Genomic DNA, 19552 nt, shown 5'->3' with positions numbered 1-19552 from the left:
GCCGGTTCGAGAGAATCATCGCTGACCCACCGCCTTGCTGCCCTGCGGCAGATTCGTCGCCGTGGCGCCAAATCCGTTGCACTTGCCTGGCTTCGCGGCTCACAAAACTGCTTGAACTGCGAAGGAGCGAGACTATAGCACAGATTTTTGGCTTGTCACGCCGGGATGACAGCCATTTTGCAGAAAGATGATGATTTCCGGGGACGCACCCCGCATTTGCCATGGAAAAGTCATCCGTTCTGCGCCATCTGCTCTACATGGAATGCGTATCACCAGGACCGAGCCTTCCGCGAAGCACCCCGCGGCTGACGGCACACCTGTAGCGCGCCGAGATGGATATACATCTCCACTCTATATAGAGGTGTCTCCGTTTTCCATAGGGCCATATCCGTTTTCGCCCCTACGCCCAGGTGCAGTGGACCTGGCAGACAGTCTCGCCTCATAGCGGCCTATATATAAGAAGGCGCCGTGGCGGGGAACATCCGTCCACTGCCACGCGCTCTGGTCTCTCTATATATAGACATCCTCTATGGGGGGGGCCGATATAGAAGGCCTGATAGACACGAAGGGACGCATCCCGCTCCGCTACAGCCGCAACTCTGTCGTTTCCTTGATCTGCTGGAGCGCAAAGAACGAGCGCATGTCCACCACGGCGGGATGTCGCATCAGGGTGTCCATGGCGAACTTGGAGAAATGCGCCAGGTCGGCGACTTGAATGCGCAGCAGGTAGTCCATGTCGCCGGACATGGCGTAGCACTCGACCACCTCGGGCCAGAGCTGGACGTCGCGAGCGAAGTCGCTCATGGGCGCATGGCTGGAGCCGCTGTGCTTGTTCAGGCGGATGTTGACGTAGGCCAGCAGGCCCAGCCCGACCTTTTCGGCGTCGATCAGCGCCACGTATTTCTTGATGAAGCCCTTCTCTTCCAGCCGTCGCACCCGGCGCAGGCAGGGGCTGGGCGACAGGGAAACGCGGTCGGCCAACTCCTGGTTGCTCAGGCGGCCGTCGCGCTGCAATTCGGCCAGGATCCTTATATCTGTCCTATCCAGCTCTATGTCAGACATTTTTAGCCCCATATTTTTTTTCCTGGGCAATATTATTGCTCAACCTTCCCGCTTCCGCGACATGTTTGCAATTGTCTGCCTGCCTTTCCTCCCTACAATCTTCATCCTAGACTTGAACGACAAGTCGCCTCTATAACGACTCAAGGGAGCAGACTCATGAGCAGCGCTTTCCAACCCTGGGACAACCCGATGGGCACCGCCGGGTTCGAATTCATCGAATATGCCGCGCCGGACCCCGCCGCGCTGCGCAAGGTGTTCGAACTGCTGGGCTTCAAGGCGATCGCCAAGCATCGCCACAAGGACGTGACGCTGTACCGCCAGGGCGGCGTGAATTTCCTGATCAACGCCGAACCCGATTCCTTTGCGCAGCGCTTTGCCCGGCTGCACGGCCCGTCGATCTGTGCGATCGGTTTCCGTGTGCAGGACGCGGCCGCCGCGTACAAGCGCGCGCTGGAACTGGGCGCGTGGGGTTTCGACTCGCACAGCGGCCCGATGGAACTGAACATTCCCGCCATCAAGGGCATTGGCGATTCGCTGATCTACCTGGTGGACCGCTGGAATGGCAAGGAAGGCCATGGCGGCATCGGCGACATCAGCATCTATGACGTCGACTTCGTGCCGGTGGATCCGCAGAACGCGCAGGCCGACCTGAACCACCGCGGCGCCGGGCTGACGCTGGTGGACCACCTGACGCACAACGTGCACAAGGGCCGCATGGCCGAGTGGTCGGAGTTCTACGAGCGCCTGTTCAACTTCCGCGAGGTGCGCTACTTCGACATCGAGGGCAAGGTGACGGGCGTGAAGTCCAAGGCCATGACCTCGCCGTGCGGCAACATCCGCATTCCCATCAACGAGGAAGGCACCGAGGAGAAAGGCCAGATCCAGGAGTACCTGGACCTGTACCGCGGCGAGGGCATCCAGCACATCGCCATGGCCACCGAGGACATCTACGGCACGATCGAGGCGCTGCGCGCCAACGGCGTGGTGTTCCTGGATACGCCGGAAACCTACTACGAGCTGCTGGATCGCCGCCTGCCCAACCATGGCGAGGACGTGGCGCGCCTGCAGAAGAACCGCATCCTGCTGGACGGCGCCCCCGACGGCGGCCTGCTGCTGCAGATCTTCACCGAGAACCAGATCGGCCCGATCTTCTTCGAGATCATCCAGCGCAAGGGCAACGACGGTTTCGGCGAAGGCAATTTCAAGGCGCTGTTCGAGTCCATCGAGCTGGACCAGATGCGCCGCGGCGTGGTGAAAGCCGTCGACTGACCGCTTCCCCCGCCAGCGCCGGTACCCATGTGCCCGGCGCCGGCCTTGAAACCTCGCCTTGCGCGAGGTTTTTTTTCGCCTGTCCTACTTCTTCAGGCGATCCTGGAACTGCTTGCGGAACTTGGCGACCTTGGGCGCGATCACGAACTGGCAATAGCCCTGCTCGGGATGCAGCGCGAAATAATCGCGGTGATAGTCCTCGGCCTGCCAGAAGCGCGCAGGCGCCAGCAGCTTGGTCACGATGGGCGCGTCGTAGACTTTCTGCGCCTCGACCTCGGCGATGACGGCCTCGGCCTGCTCGCGCTGCGCGTCGTTCTGCCAGAAGATGGCCGACTCGTACTGCGGGCCGATGTCGTTGCCCTGGCGGCCCGGGGTGGTCGGGTCGTGGGTGGCGAAGAAGACGCGCAGCAGGTCGCTGTACGACAGCTCGGCGGGATCGAATTCGACGCGCGCCACCTCGATGTGGCCGGTGTCTTTGCCGCAGACCTGTTCGTAGGTGGGATTGTCGACGTGCCCGCCGCTGTAGCCGGGCAGCACGCTCTTGACGCCGCGCAGGTCGGTGAAGACCGCCTCGACGCACCAGAAACAGCCGCCGCCGAGAACGGCGACCTCATTGCCCGGGGAGGGTTGTTCTGCCATGACGATTCCTTTGCTGAAACTTTCCAGAGACGATACGACTACTTCTTGGCCGGCGCCAGCGTCAGGATCCATTCGGCCAGCAGGCGGGCGTCTTCCTGGCTGACGTGGGTTTGCGCCGGCATCGGCACGGCGCCCCAGGCGCCGCGGCCGCCCCCGCGGATCTTGCCCGCGAGGTAATCCACCATGGCATCTCCCTGCCCGGCGTAGCGCTCGGCCACGCTGGCCAGCGGCGGTCCGACGCGCTTGACGTCGACCTGGTGACAGGCCATGCAGGCCTTGCTCTTGGCCAGATCCAGGCCGGTGGTTTGCCCCTGGGCCGCGCCGGCGGCCAGCAGGCCGGCGGCGACCGCCAACAGACTACGTATCAAATGCATCGGTTACCGCCCCACGGCTCGCGGTGCTGGCGAGCTTGCCGAACTTGGCAAGCACACCGCGTGTATAACGCGGCTTGGGCTGGACCCAGGCCTGGCGACGAGCCGCCATTTCTTCGTCGCTGATATTGAGCTGCAACAGCAGCTGGTGGGCATCGATGGTAACCGAATCTCCCTCCCGGATCAGCGCAATGGGCCCGCCGACGAAGGCCTCGGGCGCGACGTGGCCGACCACCATGCCCCAGGTGCCGCCGGAGAAGCGGCCATCGGTGATGAGGCCCACGGTTTCGCCCAGCCCCTGTCCGACCAACGCGGAGGTCGGCGCCAGCATTTCGCGCATGCCCGGCCCGCCCTTGGGGCCTTCGTAGCGGATCACCACCACGTCGCCGTCACGGATCTGGCGCGCCATGATGGCGGCCATGGCGTCATCCTCGGAATCGAAGACACGCGCCGGTCCGGTGATGACCGGGTTCTTCAGGCCGGTGATCTTGGCCACGCAGCCTTCCGGCGACAGGTTGCCCTTGAGGATCGCCAGGTGGCCCTGGGAATAGAGGGCGCGGTCCAGCGGCATGATCACGTCCTGGTCGGCGCGCGGCGTATCGGGCACGTCGGCCAGCGATTGCGCCACGGTCTGGCCGGTGATGGTGATGCAATCCCCGTGCAGCAGGCCGGCGTTGAGCAACAGCTTCATGACCTGCGGAATGCCGCCGGCGCGATGCAGGTCGGTCGCCACGTATCTGCCGGATGGCTTGAGGTCGCACAGCACCGGCACGCGCTGGCGAATGCGTTCGAAGTCGTCGATGGTCCAGGGCACCTCGGCGGCGTGGGCGATGGCCAGGAAATGCAGCACGGCATTGGTCGAGCCGCCCGTTGCCATGATGACGGAAACGGCGTTTTCGATGGACTCGCGCGTGATGATGTCGCGCGGACGCAGCCCCCGCCTGACGGCCTGCACCAGTACCCGGGCCGATTCCGCCGCCGACACGACCTTTTCGTCGTCCTCGTTGGCCATGGTGCTGGAATACGGCAGGCTCATGCCCATGGCTTCGAAGGCAGAGCTCATGGTGTTGGCGGTGTACATGCCACCACAGGAGCCCGAACCGGGGATGGCGCATTTCTCGATCTGCTTGAAGTCGGCCTCTTCCATGCGGCCCATGGTGTATTCGCCGACCGCCTCGAACACCGAGACGATGGTCAGGTCCTTGCCCTGGTAGCGGCCCGGCTTGATGGTGCCGCCATAGACGTAGATGCCCGGCACGTTCATGCGCGCCAGGGCGATCATGCCGCCCGGCATGTTCTTGTCGCAGCCGCCGATGACCACCACGCCGTCCATCCACTGGCCCTGCGCGGCGGTCTCGATACAGTCGGCGATGACCTCGCGCGACACCAGCGAGTACTTCATGCCCTCGGTGCCCATGGACATGCCATCGGAAATGGTGGGCGTGCCGAACACCTGCGGATTGGCCTTGGCGCCGCGGATGGCCTCGATGGCGGCATCGGCCAGGCGCTGCAGGCCGCTGTTGCACGGCGTGATGGTCGAATGGCCGTTGGCCACGCCGATCATGGGATTCTCGAAATCGGCTTCCTGGTAGCCCAGCGCGTAATACATAGCGCGATTGGGAGCCCGGGCGACGCCGTGCGTGATGTGGCGGGAACGTTCGTTGTGCGACATGGTCTGTTGTCTCCTGTCGGCCGTCAGGGCGCGGACATGGCGATCGCGCCCGGGGGGGTAGCCAGCTCGCTCGCGGGCGAGTCTCGGGATACACCGGCATGCTGGGGCTTGCATGTCGATCTACCGCGGGGCTCGCCGGTTATTATCATTCAACTTCATTGTGTCGGGCGGAACATGCTGCAATATCCAAAATTCGACCCCGTTGCCCTGCAGATCGGGCCCCTGTCCATCCATTGGTACGGGCTGATGTACCTGGTGGGCTTCGCGCTGGTATACGTGCTGGGCCGGCGCCGCATCACGCGCGGCCATACCACCTCCCTGAACGTGCGCGACCTGGAGGACCTGATCTTCTACAGCGTGCTGGGCGTGGTGCTGGGCGGACGGCTGGGCTATGTGCTGTTCTACAAGCCGAGCTATTACCTGGCGCATCCGCTGGAAGTGGCCTACCTGTGGGAAGGCGGCATGTCGTTCCACGGCGGGCTGATCGGCGTGATCCTGGTGATGCTGCTGTTCGCCCGCAAGAAGGGCCTGCCCTTCTTCGCCGTCAGCGATTTCATCGCGCCGCTGATCCCGCTGGGGCTGGGCTTTGGCCGACTGGGCAATTTCATCAATGGCGAGTTGTGGGGCCGCCCCACCGACGTGCCGTGGGCGATGGTGTTCCCGAGCAGCGGCGACGGCATCGCGCGCCATCCGTCCCAACTGTATGAGCTGGGGCTGGAAGGCATCGTGCTGTTCGCGCTGATGTGGTGGTTTTCGAGCAAACCGCGCCCCCTGGGCCAGGTGAGCGCGGTATTCCTGATGGGCTACGGAACGTTCCGTTTCCTGGTGGAATTCACCCGCGAGCCGGACAACTTCCTGGGCCTGCTCGCGGGCGGGTTGAGCATGGGACAGTGGCTGTCCCTGCCGATGGTCGCCCTGGGCGCCATCATGTTCGTGCTTACTGCAAAACGATCGTCCCGTTGACCGAAATGCTGACCGTGACGTCCCCTGCTTCCAGGGGGACGTCCGCGCTGTAGCCGGCGCCGCCGGAGGCGTCCTTGGCCATGGCGCCCATCATGCGCGGCATCGGCGTGACGCCGCCGGCGCCGCCGAGTTCGAGCTTGCTCAGACGGTAGCCCGAGAAGCCGAAGGCGTTGGCCGCGGCCAGCGCGCGATCCTTGAAGGCCTGCGCGGCCTCCTTGAGCAGCTTGCGCTCCTCGGCCTCGCGCACTTCGCGCGACAGCGAGAAGCTGATGTTGGAAATGGCGGTCTTGTCGGACAGCTTCGAGGCCAGCGCGGCGGCGGCGGCAAAATCCTTCGATTCCAGGATGATCTCGCCCTGGCCACGCCAGGTGGTGCTGGTCTTGCCCTTGCTGCTGCTGGTGGAATTGGGCCAGACGTTGAAGCTGCCGGTGCGCACGTCGACGCCCTTGGTGTCGCGCGCGCGCTTGGCCACGTCGTCCAGCATCTCGGTCAGCTTCTTGCCGGCGGTGGGCTGATCCGCCGCTTCGGTCTCGGCCGACAGCGAGATGCGCACCGTGTCCTGCTTGACCTCGGAGGAGGCGGTGGCCTGCAACGTCAGTTCCGGCGACCGGTTGGCGGCGGATTCCGCCGTGGCGGGAGCCGTCGTCGGTGCCTGCGCAAAAACAGGCTGCGCCAGCGAGAGAGCGGCCACGGCCGCGCACGCCGCGCCAAGTTTGGTCAGCGAAAAAACGGGGGATTTCGACATGGACTGGTCCTATGAGGGAGGACGATGGAGGAGGCGCCCGGCGCGGACCTGCGCTCGTGGCAGGTCCGCTGGGATAGATGCCCCGCCTGTGCCGTCAAGGCCGGCATCTCGAACCCTGAGGTTCAAGGTGGTCGCGTTCCGAAGAGCGTCGGGTTCGTCTACGAGAGACAATCGCTCCAGCTCTGCACTCCCGCAACCAATATGCCATAAGACATAGGTTCAGAGAATGTATGGCCAGGTCACGGACACGGCAGGGACAAACTGAAAAACTTGAAAAAACCTGGGTGAAAACCGCTTATGAACGTCAGAGCAGCTTTTCTTGCCCTGACAGCGCGTCGTCTAGGACTGCGTTCATGTCCTCGATTCTACGCTTGAAGTCGCCGACCGCCAAACCGCCCAGCGGACCATCGGGCGCCTTCATGGCGAGCAGCTCGCCCGCCACCTGCAACGCGGCCATCACCGCGATGCGTTCGTTGCTGGAAACCTTGCCGGTGCCCTGGATGCGCAGCATGAGCTGGTCGACGTGGCGCACGGCAGCCAGCAGCGTGGGCTTTTCTTCGGCCGAGCACGCCAGCGAGTAGTCGCGCCCGAGGATCGTTACATCTACGCGTTCCATCAGTGTTGCTCTCCGGACGGCGCACCCGGCAGACGGGCCAGGACGGCGTCGATGCGCTCGCGGGCCGCGGCGGCGGCCACGCGCAGGCGCTGTAGTTCGGTGTCGCGGCTTTGCAGGTTGCCCTGCAGTTCGGTTTCGCGGGCGGAGAACCGCGCCTCGAGCGACTGGCGTTCGGCGGCTTCGCGAGCGAGCTGTTCGCGCAAGGCCACTTCGGCCTTCTGCGCCTGCTCCAGCATCGCGGTGACGGCGCCGTCGTTGTCCTGCAATTTGGCCTGCAGGGCGGCAATATCGGCGTCGCGGTCGGCGGCGCGTTGCTTGAGCGCGCGCGTCTCCGCTTCGGTTTCGTTCAGGCGGGCGCGCAATGCGTCACGCTCGGCATGAAGTTGCCGGGTGCGTTGCACCAGTTGCCCGATACGGGCGGCGAGTTGGTCTAGGTCTTGCAGCATGGGCGCTATCGTAAACCATCCAGGTGGGAATCGGGCCGCTTCACGCAAGGTGAGAAACACGGCAATATTCAGTAGGAAATGCAGCGGCATGGCCGGCGGCGGGCAACATACCTGATCAGGCACAACTAGAAAAGTCCCGCGCGTCCGGCAAGCGGCAGGTCACGCGAACCTGCTTTCGCATTTCTTTCTATCAACTTTCACTTAGCTTTCAAACAGCCCTCAATCTGACCGCCCCGTTACATCTGGGGATCGGGAGTTCCCCAATTTTAGGGAAAACCCCAGGCTTTCACCTAGCTTACAGGGTTTGCATCGCTGCAGGCGTCCATTACCATTCGCCCTTTCAAGAAGCCACGCCGAAGCTTTCAGAAGAACACCGGGCACCGAGTCGTGCCTTTTTTGTGCCTGTCACATGGCTTTCCGGCAGCCGGGGCAGATCACAAACCTCTTTTTATCTACATGCTGTAAACAGGAGCCAACCAATCATGCAGCTACGCAATCGACAGGACTTCTGGTCGGGGGTGATGTTCATCGCCCTTGGACTGGGATTCGCCTGGCAAGCCAGCAGCTACCAAATGGGTACTGCCGCCCGTATGGGCCCCGGGTATTTTCCTTTCTGGCTGGGCATTGTCCTCGCATTGCTGGGTGCCATCGTGCTGCTTGGCTCGATGTCGAAGAAGGCCCAGGAAACCCACGTCGACAAGTTCGACTGGCGCATCGTGTTCCTCGTGGTCGGATCCGTGGTCGTCTATGGCCTGGTCCTGAAACTGCTGGGCATCTATATCTCGGTGTTCCTGCTGGTGGTGCTCAGCAGCCTGGCCAGCCACGAGTTCAGCCTCAAGGTCGCCGTCGCCAACGGCATCTTCCTGGTGGTGTTCTCGTATCTGGCGTTCGTCAAGGGGCTGGGGCTGATTTTCCCGCTGTGGCCGTCGTTTCTGGGCATGAACTGAGGAGCTACCGGTCATGGAATTGTTTGACAACCTGATGTTGGGTTTCTCGGTGGCGTTCACGCCCGAGAACCTGTTGTACGCGCTGCTGGGCTGCGTTCTGGGTACGCTGATCGGCGTGCTGCCGGGCATCGGCCCGGTCCCGACCATTGCGATGCTGCTGCCGATCACGTACGTGCTGCCGCCGGTGGCCGGCCTGATCATGCTGGCGGGTATCTATTACGGCGCCCAGTACGGTGGTTCGACCACGGCCATCCTGGTGGCATTGCCAGGGGAAACGTCCGCGGTAGTGACCGTGCTGGACGGTCACCAGATGGCCCGTAACGGCCGTGCCGGCGCCGCGCTGGCCATCGCCGCCCTGGGTTCGTTCTTCGCCGGTTGCGTGGCCACGCTGCTGCTGGCCGCCTTCGCGCCCCCGCTGGCTGAAGTCGCTTTCAAGTTCGGCCCCGCCGAGTACTTCTCGCTGATGTGCCTGGGCCTGGTCGGCGCCGTGGTGCTGGCCTCGGGTTCGCTGCCCAAGGCGATCGCGATGATCATCCTGGGTCTGCTGCTGGGCATGGTCGGCACCGACGTCAACTCGGGCGTGGCCCGCTTCGACTTCGGCGTGCCGGAACTGCAGGACGGCATCGACTTCGCCATCGTGGCCATGGGCGTGTTCGGCTTCGCCGAAATCATGACCAACCTGGAGCAGAAGGAAAACCGCGTCGACATCACCGACAAGATCGGCTCGCTGTACCCGAACAAGCAGGAATTCAAGGAATCCGCGCCCGCCGTGCTGCGTGGCACGGCCCTGGGTTCGGCCCTGGGCATCCTGCCGGGCGGCGGCGCGGTGCTGTCCTCGTTCGCGTCGTACACGCTGGAAAAGAAGATCTCGAAGAATCCGGAACGCTTCGGCAAGGGCCACCCGGCCGGCCTGGCGGGCCCCGAATCGGCCAACAACGCGGCCGCGCAGACCTCGTTCATCCCGCTGCTGACCCTGGGTATCCCGGGCAACGCCGTGATGGCGCTGATGGTCGGCGCGATGACGATCCACAACATCCAGCCCGGCCCGCAAGTGATGACGAGCCACCCCGAGCTGTTCTGGGGCCTGATCGCCTCGATGTGGATCGGCAACCTGATGCTGGTGGTGCTGAACCTGCCGCTGATCGGCCTGTGGGTCAAGCTGCTCAAGGTGCCCTACCGCATCCTGTTCCCGGCGATCCTGGTGTTCTGCACGATCGGTGTGTACTCGCTCAACTACAACTCGTTCGACATCTTCACGACGGCCATGTTCGGTATCGTGGGCTATGTCTGGTCGAAACTGAAGTGCGAAGGCGCGCCGCTGCTGCTGGGCCTGGTGCTCGGCCCCATGATGGAAGAGAACTTCCGTCGCGCCCTGCTGCTGTCGCGCGGCGACTTCAGCACCTTCGTGACGCGTCCGCTGTCGGCCTCGCTGCTGGCCGTGGCGGTGTTCCTGGTGATCCTGGTGGCCCTGCCGGCGATCCGCAAGAAGCGCGAAGAGACTTTCGTCGAAGAAGACTGAGGACGGCGCCGCCGCATTGCGCGGCGGTTTCGCTCCCGCCCAAACCCTCGGCTTGCCGGGGGTTTTTCTTTGGCCGCGCGGTTACGCCTGCGCCGAGCGCGTGCCGCGCTCGAAACCAGTTGCTACAACTCAATACAGGGTGTGGATGCAAACGCCGGCATCTACGTTAAGCTACGGGTTTACCCCCACGCGATGATTCGAGATGAATTTCGACTGGAACAACCCCTATCCCACAACGCGCACGCCGGTCTTCGCCCGCAACATCGTGGCCACTTCGCAGCCGCTGGCGGCGCAGGCCGGGCTGCGCGTATTGGCCGGTGGCGGCAACGCGGTGGATGCGGCCATCGCCGCGGCCGCGACGCTGACGCTGACCGAACCTGTCAGCAATGGCCTGGGATCGGATTGCTTCGCCATCGTCTGGGACGGCTCCAAGCTGCATGGCCTGAACGCCTCGGGGCCGGCGCCCGCCGCCTGGAGTCCGGACTATTTCCGCCGCCGGCACCAGGGCGCGATTCCGACCCGCGGTTGGGACAGCGTGACGGTGCCGGGCTGCGTGGCCGGCTGGGCCGCGCTGCATGAAAAACTGGGCCGGCTGTCGTTCGCCGACGTGCTGGCGCCCGCCATCGACTATGCCGAGCGCGGCTTCGCCATCAGCCCGATGGTGCATCAGAAGTGGGCCGCACAGGCCGACGTGCTGCAGCCGCAACCCGGTTTCGCCGAACACTTCCTGCCGCGGGGCCGGGCGCCGCACATCGGCGAGCACTTCACGCTGAAAGGCGCCGCGGCGACGCTCAAGCGCATCGCCGCCAGCGGCGGCCGCGATTTCTACGAAGGCGAAACGGCCCACAAGCTGGTGGCCCATGCGCAGGCCCACGAGGCCGCCATGACGCTGGCCGACCTGCGCGACTACGCGCCGGAATGGGTGACGCCCGTCAGCCAGGCGTATCGCGGCCATACGCTGCACCAGATTCCGCCCAACGGCCAGGGCATCGCCGCCCTCATCGCGCTCGGGATCCTGCAGAACTTCGACCTGGCGGCGCGGCCGATCGATCATCCCGACACCCAGCACCTGCTGCTCGAGGCCATGAAGCTGGCCTTCGCCGATGTCTATGCGCACGTCGCGGACGCGCGCCACATGCGCGTGACGCCCGAACAGATGCTGCGCGCCGACTACCTGGCCGAACGCGCGCGGCTGATCGATCCGAATGTCGCCCAGGCATTCGCCTGCGGTCATGCGCCGCAGGGCGGCACGGTCTACCTGACTGCCGCCGACCGCAGCGGCATGATGGTCAGCTTCATCCAATCGAACTACATGGGGTTCGGTTCGGGCGTGGTGGTGCCGGGCACCGGCGTCAGCCTGCAGAACCGCGGCCATTGCTTCAGCACCGAAGCCGACCACCCCAACGCGGTGGCGGGTGGCAAGCGCCCCTTCCACACCATCATCCCGGGCTTCCTCATGCGCGACGGCGCGCCGGTCATGAGTTTCGGCGTGATGGGCGGCAACATGCAGCCGCAAGGCCAGGTGCAGACGCTGGTGCGCATGCTCGACTACGGCCAGCAGCCGCAGGCCGCTTGCGACGCGCCGCGCTGGAAATGGAACCAGGGGCTGGCGGTGGATGTGGAGCCCTCGATATCCCCCGCCGTGGCGCAAGGCCTGCGCGCCCGCGGCCACGTGCTCGAAGGCATCGACGACCCGTACATGGATTTCGGTTCCGGCCAGTTCATCTGGCGCCTGGGCGACCCGGCGGTGGATGGCTACGTCAGCGCCAGCGACAGCCGTCGCGACGGACTCGCCGCCGGCTTTTGATTGCGTTAAGGTTACTGCCTCAGGTTTTCCTTTCCACAGCGGAGTCCCCTGCATGGCATCGATCGGTACCAAGAGCTACGACGCGGTCGTGGCCCAGAAAGTCGCATTCCTCGGATTGGGCGTGATGGGCCTGCCCATGGCCGGCCACCTGGCCCGCGCCGGGCACGACGTCACCGTCTACAACCGCACGCCGTCCAAGGCGCAGGCCTGGGCCGCCGAGTTCGGTGGCCGCAGCGCCGTGACGCCGCGCGAGGCCGTGGCCGGCGCGCAGATCGTGTTTGCCTGCGTCGGCAATGACGACGACCTGCGCAGCGTGACGCTGGGCCCCGATGGCGCGTTCGCGGGCATGGCGCCGGGCGCGGTGTTCGTGGACCACACCACCGCCTCGGCCGACGTGGCGCGCGAGCTGTACGCGCAAGCCAAGGACCTGGGCCTGAATTTCATCGATGCGCCGGTATCCGGCGGCCAGGCCGGCGCGGTCAACGGCGTGCTGACGGTCATGTGCGGCGGCGAGCAGGCGGTGTTCGATGCGGTCAAGCCGGTGGCGCAGGCCTTCGGCCGCGCCGTCACGCGCGTGGGCCCGCCGGGCGCCGGACAACTGGCCAAGATGGTCAATCAGATCTGTATCGCCGGCATCGTGCAGGGCTTGTCCGAAGCCGTGGCGTTCGGCCAGGCGGCCGACCTCGACATGAAACTGGTGCTGGATGTGATCAGCAAGGGCGCGGCGCAGAGCTGGCAGATGGAGAACCGCGGCGGCACCATGGTCGACGACAAGTTCGACTTCGGCTTCGCGGTGGACTGGATGCGCAAGGATCTTGGCCTGGTGCTGGCCGAGGCGCGCCACAACGGCGCCCGGCTGCCACTGACGGCGCTGGTGGATCAGTTCTATGGCGACGTGCAGAAAATGGGCGGCGGCCGCTGGGATACGTCCAGCCTGATCAAGCGCCTGCGCGATTGACCGACCCCCTGACAAAAAAAGCGGCCCCGAGGGGCCGCTTTTCATTGCGTCATGCGGCCTGCAGCGCACTCCGCGCCGGGGCCAGGTCGAGGGCGTCGATGCGCTGGCGCGCCAGCGCCACGCCTTCGAGCGCCGCGACTTCGCCCATGGCCATGCCTTCGGCGGCGATGAAGGTGACCTCGTTCATGCCCAGGAAGCCGAGCATCTGCCGCAGGTACGGCGTCATGGTGTCGTTGGGGGTGCCTTCGGCCTTGCCGCCACGCGCCGTCAGCACGAACACCTGCTTACCCTTCACCAACCCCTCCGCCACGCCTTCCGGCGTATAACGGAACGTGACGCCGGCCCGGGCCACGTGATCCAGATAGCTCTTGAGCTGGGCCGGCAGGGTGAAGTTGTATACCGGCACCGCGAACACGATGCGGTCGGCCTGCAGCAGTTCCGCGATCAGGGCGTCACTGCGTTCGACGATGCGCTGCTGCTCCAGGGTGCGCGCATCGGCGGGCGTGAACAGCGCGCCGGCGGTGGCGCCGTCAAAGTACGGCAGCGGCTCGGCGCCGATATCACGGGTGGTGATAACAGCGGCGGGGTCGGCCTGCTTGATGCGGGCCACCATGTGATCGGCCAGCTCCTTGCTGTGCGAGCGGTTGCCGAGAATCGAGGACAGGATGACGAGGGTCTTCATAACGTGATCTCCAGTGCGGACCGCGAAAAGCGCGGGTCTTGAGTGCATGGCTTCACTGTAGATCGCTTAATTGATCACATAAACCCGGGTATGATGAACTGTTCGTTCCAATCATAGAACAATCATGCAAGATCTAAATGACCTCTATTATTTTTCCCAAGTCGTAGAGCAAGGCGGCTTCAGCGCGGCGGCGCGGGCCCTGGATATCCCCAAATCCCGCCTGTCGCGCCGTATTTCCCACCTGGAGGAAAGCCTGGGCGTGCGGCTCCTGCACCGCACCACGCGGCGCCTGCGCCTGACCGCCGCCGGGGAACGCTATCTGCACTACTGCCGCGAGATGGCTGCCTCGGCCCGCGCGGCCGACGACGCAATGCGCCAGTTGCAGGCCGAACCCACCGGGCCGGTGGTGGTGAGCTGCCCGGTCTCGATCGCGCAGGACGTGCTGGCGCCGCTGCTGCCGGAATTCCTGGACGCGTGGCCGGCCATTTCGGTCCAGCTGCTGGTGACCAACCGCCGGGTGGACCTGATCCGCGAGGGGGTCGACCTGGCGCTGCGGGTGCGCACCAAGCTCGATACCGACGCCGAACTGGTGGTGCGCCACCTGGGCACGGCGCGCGGCACGCTCGTGGCCAGCCCGGCCTACATCCAGCGCCACGGCGCGCCCGACACGCCGCAGGACCTGGCCTCGCACACCACCCTGAGCTTCAGCGACCCGCAAAACGAAGTGCGTTGGCCGCTGCGCAACGACAAGGGCGAAGAGGTGCATATCGAACTCAAGCCGCAGTTGTCGTGCAACGACTTCATCGTGCTGGTGGAGGCCGCCGTGCGCGGCCGCGGCATCGCGTTGCTGCCGTCGATCGCGACACAGGAGGAACTGCGCCGCGGCCAACTTGTGCCGGTCCTGCCGCAGTGGCAGTCGCCGGAAGGCATCGTCCACTGCATCTATCCGTCGCGGCGCGGCATGATGCCGGCGGTGCGCACCTTGCTGGATTTTCTGTCGCAGCGCCTGCCCCCCACCTACCAGCGGCTGGAGAAGCAAGGCGCCACGGCGCCTGCCGCTCAGTAGCCGCGCTCGCGCTCGACCACGCCGGTGATGGGCTCGCCGCGCATCAGCCGGGCGACCTTGCCGGCAATCTGCTCGATGCTTTCGTCGCGCAGCGTGCGGGCGGCGATGTGCGGCGTGACATGCACGCGCGGATCGCGCCAGAACGGATGGTCCTTGGGCAGCGGCTCGGTATGGAACACGTCGAGCGTCGCGCCGGCGATCTCGCCCTCTTCCAGCATCCGCACCAGGTCTTCCTCGACCAGGTGTTCACCACGGCCGACGTTGACCAGGTGCGCCTCGGGCAGCAGTTGGCCGAGCGTGTCGCGGTTGAGGATGCCACGGGTGTCGGGCGTGAGCGGCAGCACGTTCACCAGGAAGCGAGTGCGTGCCAGGAAGGCCGGCAACGCGTCCTGCCCGGAGAAGGACTCCACGCCGGGGATCTCGCGCGGCGTGCGCGACCAGCCCGCCACCGGATAACCGAACTCGGCCAGCGTCTGCGCCACGCGCGCGCCCACCTGGCCCAGGCCCAGCACGCCCACCGGCCAATCGGCCTGGCGCGTGCCTTCGCGGGTATCCCAGTGCTGGCGCGCCTGTGATTCGTCGAAGGCCTGGAAGTCGCGCGACACGCGCAGCAGCGCGTACAGGGCGTACTCGGCCATCTGCACCGACATGCCCGCGTCCTCGAGGCGGACGATGCGCACGTGCGGCGGGATTTCCTTCATCTTGAGCAAGGCATCCACGCCCGCGCCCAGATTGAACAGCGTCTCGATGCGGGTCTCGTGCCGGAACAGTTCCACAGGGGGTTTCCACACCAGGGCGACCTCGGCGCCGGAGGGCGGGCCATCGGGATTCCAGACGGAGATGCGACAGCCGGGCATGGCGGCTTGCAGGCGCGGAACCCACACGTCGGGGTCGTGCAGGGGGCAGGCGAAAAGGATATGCATGGCTAGATCCGGACGGGCTCGGGAAATCGCAAGCATGGGGGAAGACGGCGCACAAATCAAACGGCCCGGCATGAAAGCCGGGCCGTGTCTGCACGCGGAACGCGAGGCCGGTCAGGCGGCTTGCGTCACTTGCGGCTTGTTCTTGTTCTTGCCGCGGCGCAGGAAAGCCCACACCTGCAGCAGGATCAGCAGCGCGCTGGCGCCGATGAACCAGGCGCTGATCGGACGTTCGACGAACACCGCCAGGTCACCGCGCGACAACAGCAAGGCGCGACGGAAGTTCTCTTCGACCATGGGCCCCAGCACGAAGCCGAGCAGGATCGGCGCGACCGAGAATTCCAGCGTCATCAGGACGGCGCCGATCACGCCGAAAGCCAGCACTTCCCAGATCTGGAAGAGGCTGTTCTGGGTGCTGAACACGCCCACCGCGATGAAGAACAGCGCCGACGGGAACAGGTAGCGGTAAGGCACCTGCAACAGCTTGACCCAGACGCCGATCAGCGGCACGTTGAGCACCATCAGCAGCACGTTGCCGACCCAGAAGCTGGCGATCAGGCCCCAGAAGATGTCCGGATGCTCGGTGATCAGCTGCGGGCCGGGCTGGATGCCCTGGATCAGCAGCGCGCCCAGGATCAGCGCCATCACCGCGTCGCCGGGGATGCCCAGGCTCATCGTGGGGATGAAGTCGACCTGCGTCTTCGAGTGCGACGAGGCTTCGGGCGAGGCCACGCCGGCGATCATGCCGGTGCCGAACTTCTCGGGCGTCTTGGAAATCTTGCGTTCCAGCGCGTAGGCCACGAAGGTGGTGATGGTCGGGCCGGTGCCGGGCATGGCGCCGAACAGCGTGCCCACGGCGGTGCCGCGCACCATGGGCCAGAAGGCCGTCTTCAATTCCTGCTTGCTGGGACGCATGTCGCGCAGGCGCAGCTTGGCGCCGCTGCCGATGATGGTCATGCGGTTGACGCTCATCAGGAAGTCGGCCACGCCGAACAGGCCCATCGAGATCGCCACCAGTTCCAGGCCGTCGGACAGGTCGAGCAGGCCGAACGAGAAGCGGATGGTGCCGGTGTTCACGTCGGTGCCGACCACGCCGCACATCAGGCCGAACAGCGTCATGGCCACGCCCTTGAGCGGCGAACCGCGCGACATGGTGGCGCCGGCCAGCAGGCCCAGCAGCATGATCGAGAAGATCTCGGTCGGGCCGAACTTGAAGGCGACTTCGACCAGCAGCGGCGAGGCGAAGATCATGACGATGATGCCGACCGAGGCCGCGAAGAACGAGCAGATCATCGTAATGCCGAGCGCCGTTCCCCCCTTGCCCTGTTTGGTCAATGGATACCCGTCAAGGCACGTCACCGCGTGCGGCGGGTGCGAAGGCAGGTTGAGCAGGATGGCGCCGATGGCGCCGCCGTATTGCGAGCCGTAGAAAATACCGGCCAGCATCAGGATGGCGGGCACCGGCTGCATCACGTAGGTCAGCGGCAGCAGGATCGAGATGGCCGACAGCGCGCCCATGCCGGGCAGCACGCCGATGAGGTTGCCCACCAGCACGCCGAAGAACGACCACATCAGGTTGTGGAGCTGGAACGCGACGCCGAAGCCGTACCAGAGGTCGGTTAGAGCTTGAGAAATCATGGCGCATCAACCCCAGCGAAACAGCGGCAGCTGCAGTTGCAGCGCCCACCAGAAAACCACCACCGCGATCACGGACATGCCGACCGACAGCACGAATGCCTGCTTGACCGTGTTCTTGCGGTCGCCCAGGGCGGAGATGAAGACAATGGCAAACGTGGCGGGCAGCAGGCCGCCATAGTGGCCCAGCAGCAGGAACGCGAGCGTACCCAGCAGGATGCAGACGCTGCCGCGCAGATCGGGCAGGCCATGCGCATGGCCGTCACCCGGGGCGGGCGGCGTGGATTCGCCGGAACGCGCCGAGATGGCGATCAGGATTCCCGTCAACGCCAGCAGGCCGCCCAATGCCGCGGGGAAGAACCCCGGACCCATGTGGCTGAGCGTTCCGATGTGATAGTCCGTACCACCGTAGATCGCCCCCAATCCGATAAGGACCATCAGCGCGCCGCCGTAATAGTCCTTTCTATTAATTGTTTTTTGCACTTCCATCCTCCTGAAGCAGGGCCGTGCCGGCCCTCGGGATGGCGCCAAGAGCGTGCGCCATCCGGCTCTTTACAACAAGCCGGCTGGCAGATTACGGAAGGAAGCTGCTAATCCGCTTTCTATGCGCTGTCGCAATCCTGAATCCGGGGGTTATCCCTGATGGAAAACGGTGTGATGCGCAATGCGGACTAGGAGGAAGGAATGAAAGCTTCGCGGAATTATTGTTCGCCGGTGAACTCGACGTCGGCGGGCCGCGGATACTGCGACACGGTCGTCGCCAGCGGCAACCACAGCACCGAGGCCAGGCCCACGCCCCCCTGCGCATTGGGTTCGCCGTCGCGCAGTTCGATATCGCCGTCGTTGCGCCGCGCATAGGCGCGGGCGATGGCCAGCCCCAGGCCCGACCCCGACGAGGCCACCGGCTTGTCGGTGCCGACGCGCTCGAAGCGGGCGAAGGCGCGGGCGCGCAGCATCGGTTCCAGGCCGGGGCCGTTATCGGACACGGCGACCTCGACCCGGTCGCCGAGCCGGCTGACCGAGACGGTGATGCGGGCGCCGACCGACGCGTAGTGGATGGCGTTGTGCACCAGGTTGGACAGCGCCTCGTGCAGCTCGGCCTCGTTGCCGGACACCGGGGCGTCGATTTCCTGGCCTTGTCCGTTGGCGGCCTGCACCCAGCCAAGGTCCTGCTGTTTTTCGTGCGCCAGCGGCAGGTATTGCAACACCACTTCGCGCGAGACCGCGTTCATGTCGAGCAACTGGCGCGGCAACGGGTCCGCCTGGTTGGCGTGCGCCAGCGACAGCAATTGCTCGGTCAGGCGGCGGGTGCGCCCCAGCTGATCGACGATGGCGCGCAAGCCCTCCTGGGCGCGCGCCGGATCGCGTTCGCGCAGGGCGTATTGCGCCTGGGTCAGCATGATGGCCAGCGGCGTGCGCAACTGGTGCGAGGCATCCGCCAGGAAATGCGATTGTTCTTCGAGGACGCGGCGATAGCGGGCGATGTGGTGATTGACGGCATCGACCAGCGGCGCCACTTCGCTGGGCACGCGCGAGGCGTCGAGCGGCGTCAGGTCATCGGGCCGGCGGTTGCGGATGTCGGCGCGCAGGCGGCGCAGCGGCTTCAAGGCCCAGGACACGCCCCACCAGACCAGCAGCACGACCAGCGCCAGCATGCGCGCATCACGCAGGATTTCCTGGCGCCGGGCGTTGTTCTCGGCCTCGATACGCTTGCCGGTGCTTTCGGCGACCAGCACCAGCACCTGACGGTGCGCGCCCTGGTAATACAGGTCGCGCACCAGCGACACTACCCGCACCGGGTCGTTGCGATAGACCCCGTCATAGAACACCGGCAGGCCATTGGAACGGGGCCAGGTCGGCGGGCGCGGCAGGTCCGGCATGCCCAGCAGCGTCTTGCCCTGTTCGGCCGGCACCGGGGAATCGTCAGGCAGCGGCGGATCGATCTGCTCGATGCGGAAATACTTGCGCAGCCCGGCGCGCGACTCCAGCATGACCTGGGCGTACAGCGGCGTGGCCACCTGCAGCGCGCCGTCGGGCGTGAATTCCAGGCTGCTTTCGAGCACGCGGGCGGGCTCGACCAGGGCGCTGTCGTAGGCCTCGTTGGTGATCTCGGACAGGGTGCGGTAGTCGTTCAGGCTGTCGATGACCAGCAGCGCCACCACGCCGGGCAGCAGCAGGATGATCAACAGGGCGCGAATGCCGACCCGCGGCAACCCAGGGATCCGGAGGCTCACG

Annotated in this window: 19 protein-coding genes and 1 other RNA gene; 7 read left to right on the top strand and 13 right to left on the bottom strand. The window is 65.4% G+C overall.

Features of this window, described 5'->3' with window-relative positions:
- Positions 1-585 precede the first annotated feature (585 nt).
- On the bottom strand, positions 586-1062 hold the full coding sequence (locus HV742_RS29615; protein WP_006392938.1) for an Lrp/AsnC family transcriptional regulator: 477 nt from the start codon (positions 1060-1062) through the stop codon (positions 586-588).
- A 156-nt stretch (positions 1063-1218) separates the two neighbouring features.
- Here HV742_RS29615 and hppD point away from each other — a divergent pair, with 156 nt between their 5' ends.
- Entirely contained in the window at positions 1219-2331 is a 1113-nt protein-coding gene (gene hppD, locus HV742_RS29610) for a 4-hydroxyphenylpyruvate dioxygenase (protein ID WP_049071368.1), read from the top strand.
- Positions 2332-2415: 84 nt separating this feature from the next.
- Here hppD and msrA read toward each other — a convergent pair whose 3' ends face one another.
- The 3 genes from msrA to ilvD are packed head-to-tail and all read right to left on the bottom strand — an operon-like array spanning position 2416 to position 5013.
- Complete coding sequence (msrA, locus tag HV742_RS29605) at positions 2416-2970, bottom strand: peptide-methionine (S)-S-oxide reductase MsrA (RefSeq protein WP_059269319.1); 555 nt, start codon at positions 2968-2970, stop codon at positions 2416-2418.
- Between the two features lie 38 nt (positions 2971-3008).
- Complete coding sequence (locus tag HV742_RS29600; RefSeq protein ID WP_054503554.1) at positions 3009-3344, bottom strand: c-type cytochrome; 336 nt, start codon at positions 3342-3344, stop codon at positions 3009-3011.
- Positions 3328-5013 (bottom strand): dihydroxy-acid dehydratase, encoded by a 1686-nt coding sequence (gene ilvD / locus HV742_RS29595; protein WP_175147083.1) that lies wholly within the window; start codon positions 5011-5013, stop codon positions 3328-3330. Before ilvD ends, HV742_RS29600 begins: the two co-directional genes overlap by 17 nt.
- Before the next feature lie 174 nt (positions 5014-5187).
- On the opposite strand from ilvD, the gene lgt reads away from it, so the two are divergent.
- Positions 5188-5976: a prolipoprotein diacylglyceryl transferase gene (gene lgt, locus HV742_RS29590; RefSeq protein WP_049071361.1), complete on the top strand. Its 789-nt coding sequence runs from the start codon at positions 5188-5190 to the stop codon at positions 5974-5976.
- Here the strand turns inward: lgt and HV742_RS29585 are convergent.
- From HV742_RS29585 to HV742_RS29570, 4 genes are all read right to left on the bottom strand, one after another.
- Positions 5951-6721, bottom strand: coding sequence for an SIMPL domain-containing protein (locus HV742_RS29585; protein WP_049071359.1), 771 nt, complete (start codon positions 6719-6721; stop codon positions 5951-5953). The genes lgt and HV742_RS29585 overlap by 26 nt on opposite strands.
- Before the next feature lie 75 nt (positions 6722-6796).
- A non-coding RNA gene (gene ssrS / locus HV742_RS29580) (6S RNA) lies at positions 6797-6981 on the bottom strand.
- Positions 6982-7025: 44 nt separating this feature from the next.
- Positions 7026-7337, bottom strand: coding sequence for a cell division protein ZapA (locus tag HV742_RS29575; RefSeq protein ID WP_006388757.1), 312 nt, complete (start codon positions 7335-7337; stop codon positions 7026-7028).
- Positions 7337-7867: a hypothetical protein gene (locus tag HV742_RS29570; protein WP_100504555.1), complete on the bottom strand. Its 531-nt coding sequence runs from the start codon at positions 7865-7867 to the stop codon at positions 7337-7339. Before HV742_RS29570 ends, HV742_RS29575 begins: the two co-directional genes overlap by 1 nt.
- Before the next feature lie 398 nt (positions 7868-8265).
- Between HV742_RS29570 and HV742_RS29565 the strand changes: the two genes are divergently transcribed.
- The 4 genes from HV742_RS29565 (at position 8266) to HV742_RS29550 (ending at position 13014) form a co-directional block, all read left to right on the top strand.
- Positions 8266-8730, top strand: coding sequence for a tripartite tricarboxylate transporter TctB family protein (locus tag HV742_RS29565; protein WP_049071356.1), 465 nt, complete (start codon positions 8266-8268; stop codon positions 8728-8730).
- Between the two features lie 13 nt (positions 8731-8743).
- Positions 8744-10249 (top strand): tripartite tricarboxylate transporter permease, encoded by a 1506-nt coding sequence (locus HV742_RS29560; RefSeq protein WP_006392928.1) that lies wholly within the window; start codon positions 8744-8746, stop codon positions 10247-10249.
- Positions 10250-10451: 202 nt separating this feature from the next.
- Positions 10452-12056, top strand: coding sequence for a gamma-glutamyltransferase family protein (locus HV742_RS29555; RefSeq protein ID WP_175147082.1), 1605 nt, complete (start codon positions 10452-10454; stop codon positions 12054-12056).
- Between the two features lie 52 nt (positions 12057-12108).
- On the top strand, positions 12109-13014 hold the full coding sequence (locus tag HV742_RS29550; RefSeq protein WP_049071353.1) for an NAD(P)-dependent oxidoreductase: 906 nt from the start codon (positions 12109-12111) through the stop codon (positions 13012-13014).
- 49 nt (positions 13015-13063) lie between these two features.
- Here the strand turns inward: HV742_RS29550 and HV742_RS29545 are convergent, their stop codons facing one another.
- The gene (locus tag HV742_RS29545) at positions 13064-13696 is read right to left on the bottom strand and encodes an FMN-dependent NADH-azoreductase (RefSeq protein ID WP_049071352.1); all 633 of its coding nucleotides are present in this window, start codon (positions 13694-13696) and stop codon (positions 13064-13066) included.
- A gap of 124 nt (positions 13697-13820) precedes the next feature.
- Between HV742_RS29545 and HV742_RS29540 the strand changes: the two genes are divergently transcribed.
- Positions 13821-14762, top strand: coding sequence for a LysR family transcriptional regulator (locus HV742_RS29540; protein WP_054416338.1), 942 nt, complete (start codon positions 13821-13823; stop codon positions 14760-14762).
- Here HV742_RS29540 and HV742_RS29535 read toward each other — a convergent pair.
- From HV742_RS29535 to HV742_RS29520, 4 genes are all read right to left on the bottom strand, one after another.
- Entirely contained in the window at positions 14756-15685 is a 930-nt protein-coding gene (locus HV742_RS29535) for a 2-hydroxyacid dehydrogenase (RefSeq protein WP_054416337.1), read from the bottom strand. The two genes, HV742_RS29540 and HV742_RS29535, sit on opposite strands and share 7 nt — an antisense overlap.
- Before the next feature lie 111 nt (positions 15686-15796).
- Positions 15797-17320, bottom strand: coding sequence for a tripartite tricarboxylate transporter permease (locus HV742_RS29530; RefSeq protein ID WP_049071345.1), 1524 nt, complete (start codon positions 17318-17320; stop codon positions 15797-15799).
- Between the two features lie 6 nt (positions 17321-17326).
- On the bottom strand, positions 17327-17806 hold the full coding sequence (locus HV742_RS29525) for a tripartite tricarboxylate transporter TctB family protein (protein ID WP_049071344.1): 480 nt from the start codon (positions 17804-17806) through the stop codon (positions 17327-17329).
- A 212-nt stretch (positions 17807-18018) separates the two neighbouring features.
- Entirely contained in the window at positions 18019-19551 is a 1533-nt protein-coding gene (locus tag HV742_RS29520; RefSeq protein WP_231891652.1) for a sensor histidine kinase, read from the bottom strand.
- Between the last annotated feature and the right edge of the window lies 1 nt (position 19552).

Origin of the sequence: Achromobacter ruhlandii (genome assembly GCF_902859695.1) — a bacterium.
Lineage (GTDB): Bacteria > Pseudomonadota > Gammaproteobacteria > Burkholderiales > Burkholderiaceae_B > Achromobacter > Achromobacter ruhlandii.
This window is presented reverse-complemented; position numbering and strand designations above follow the sequence as displayed.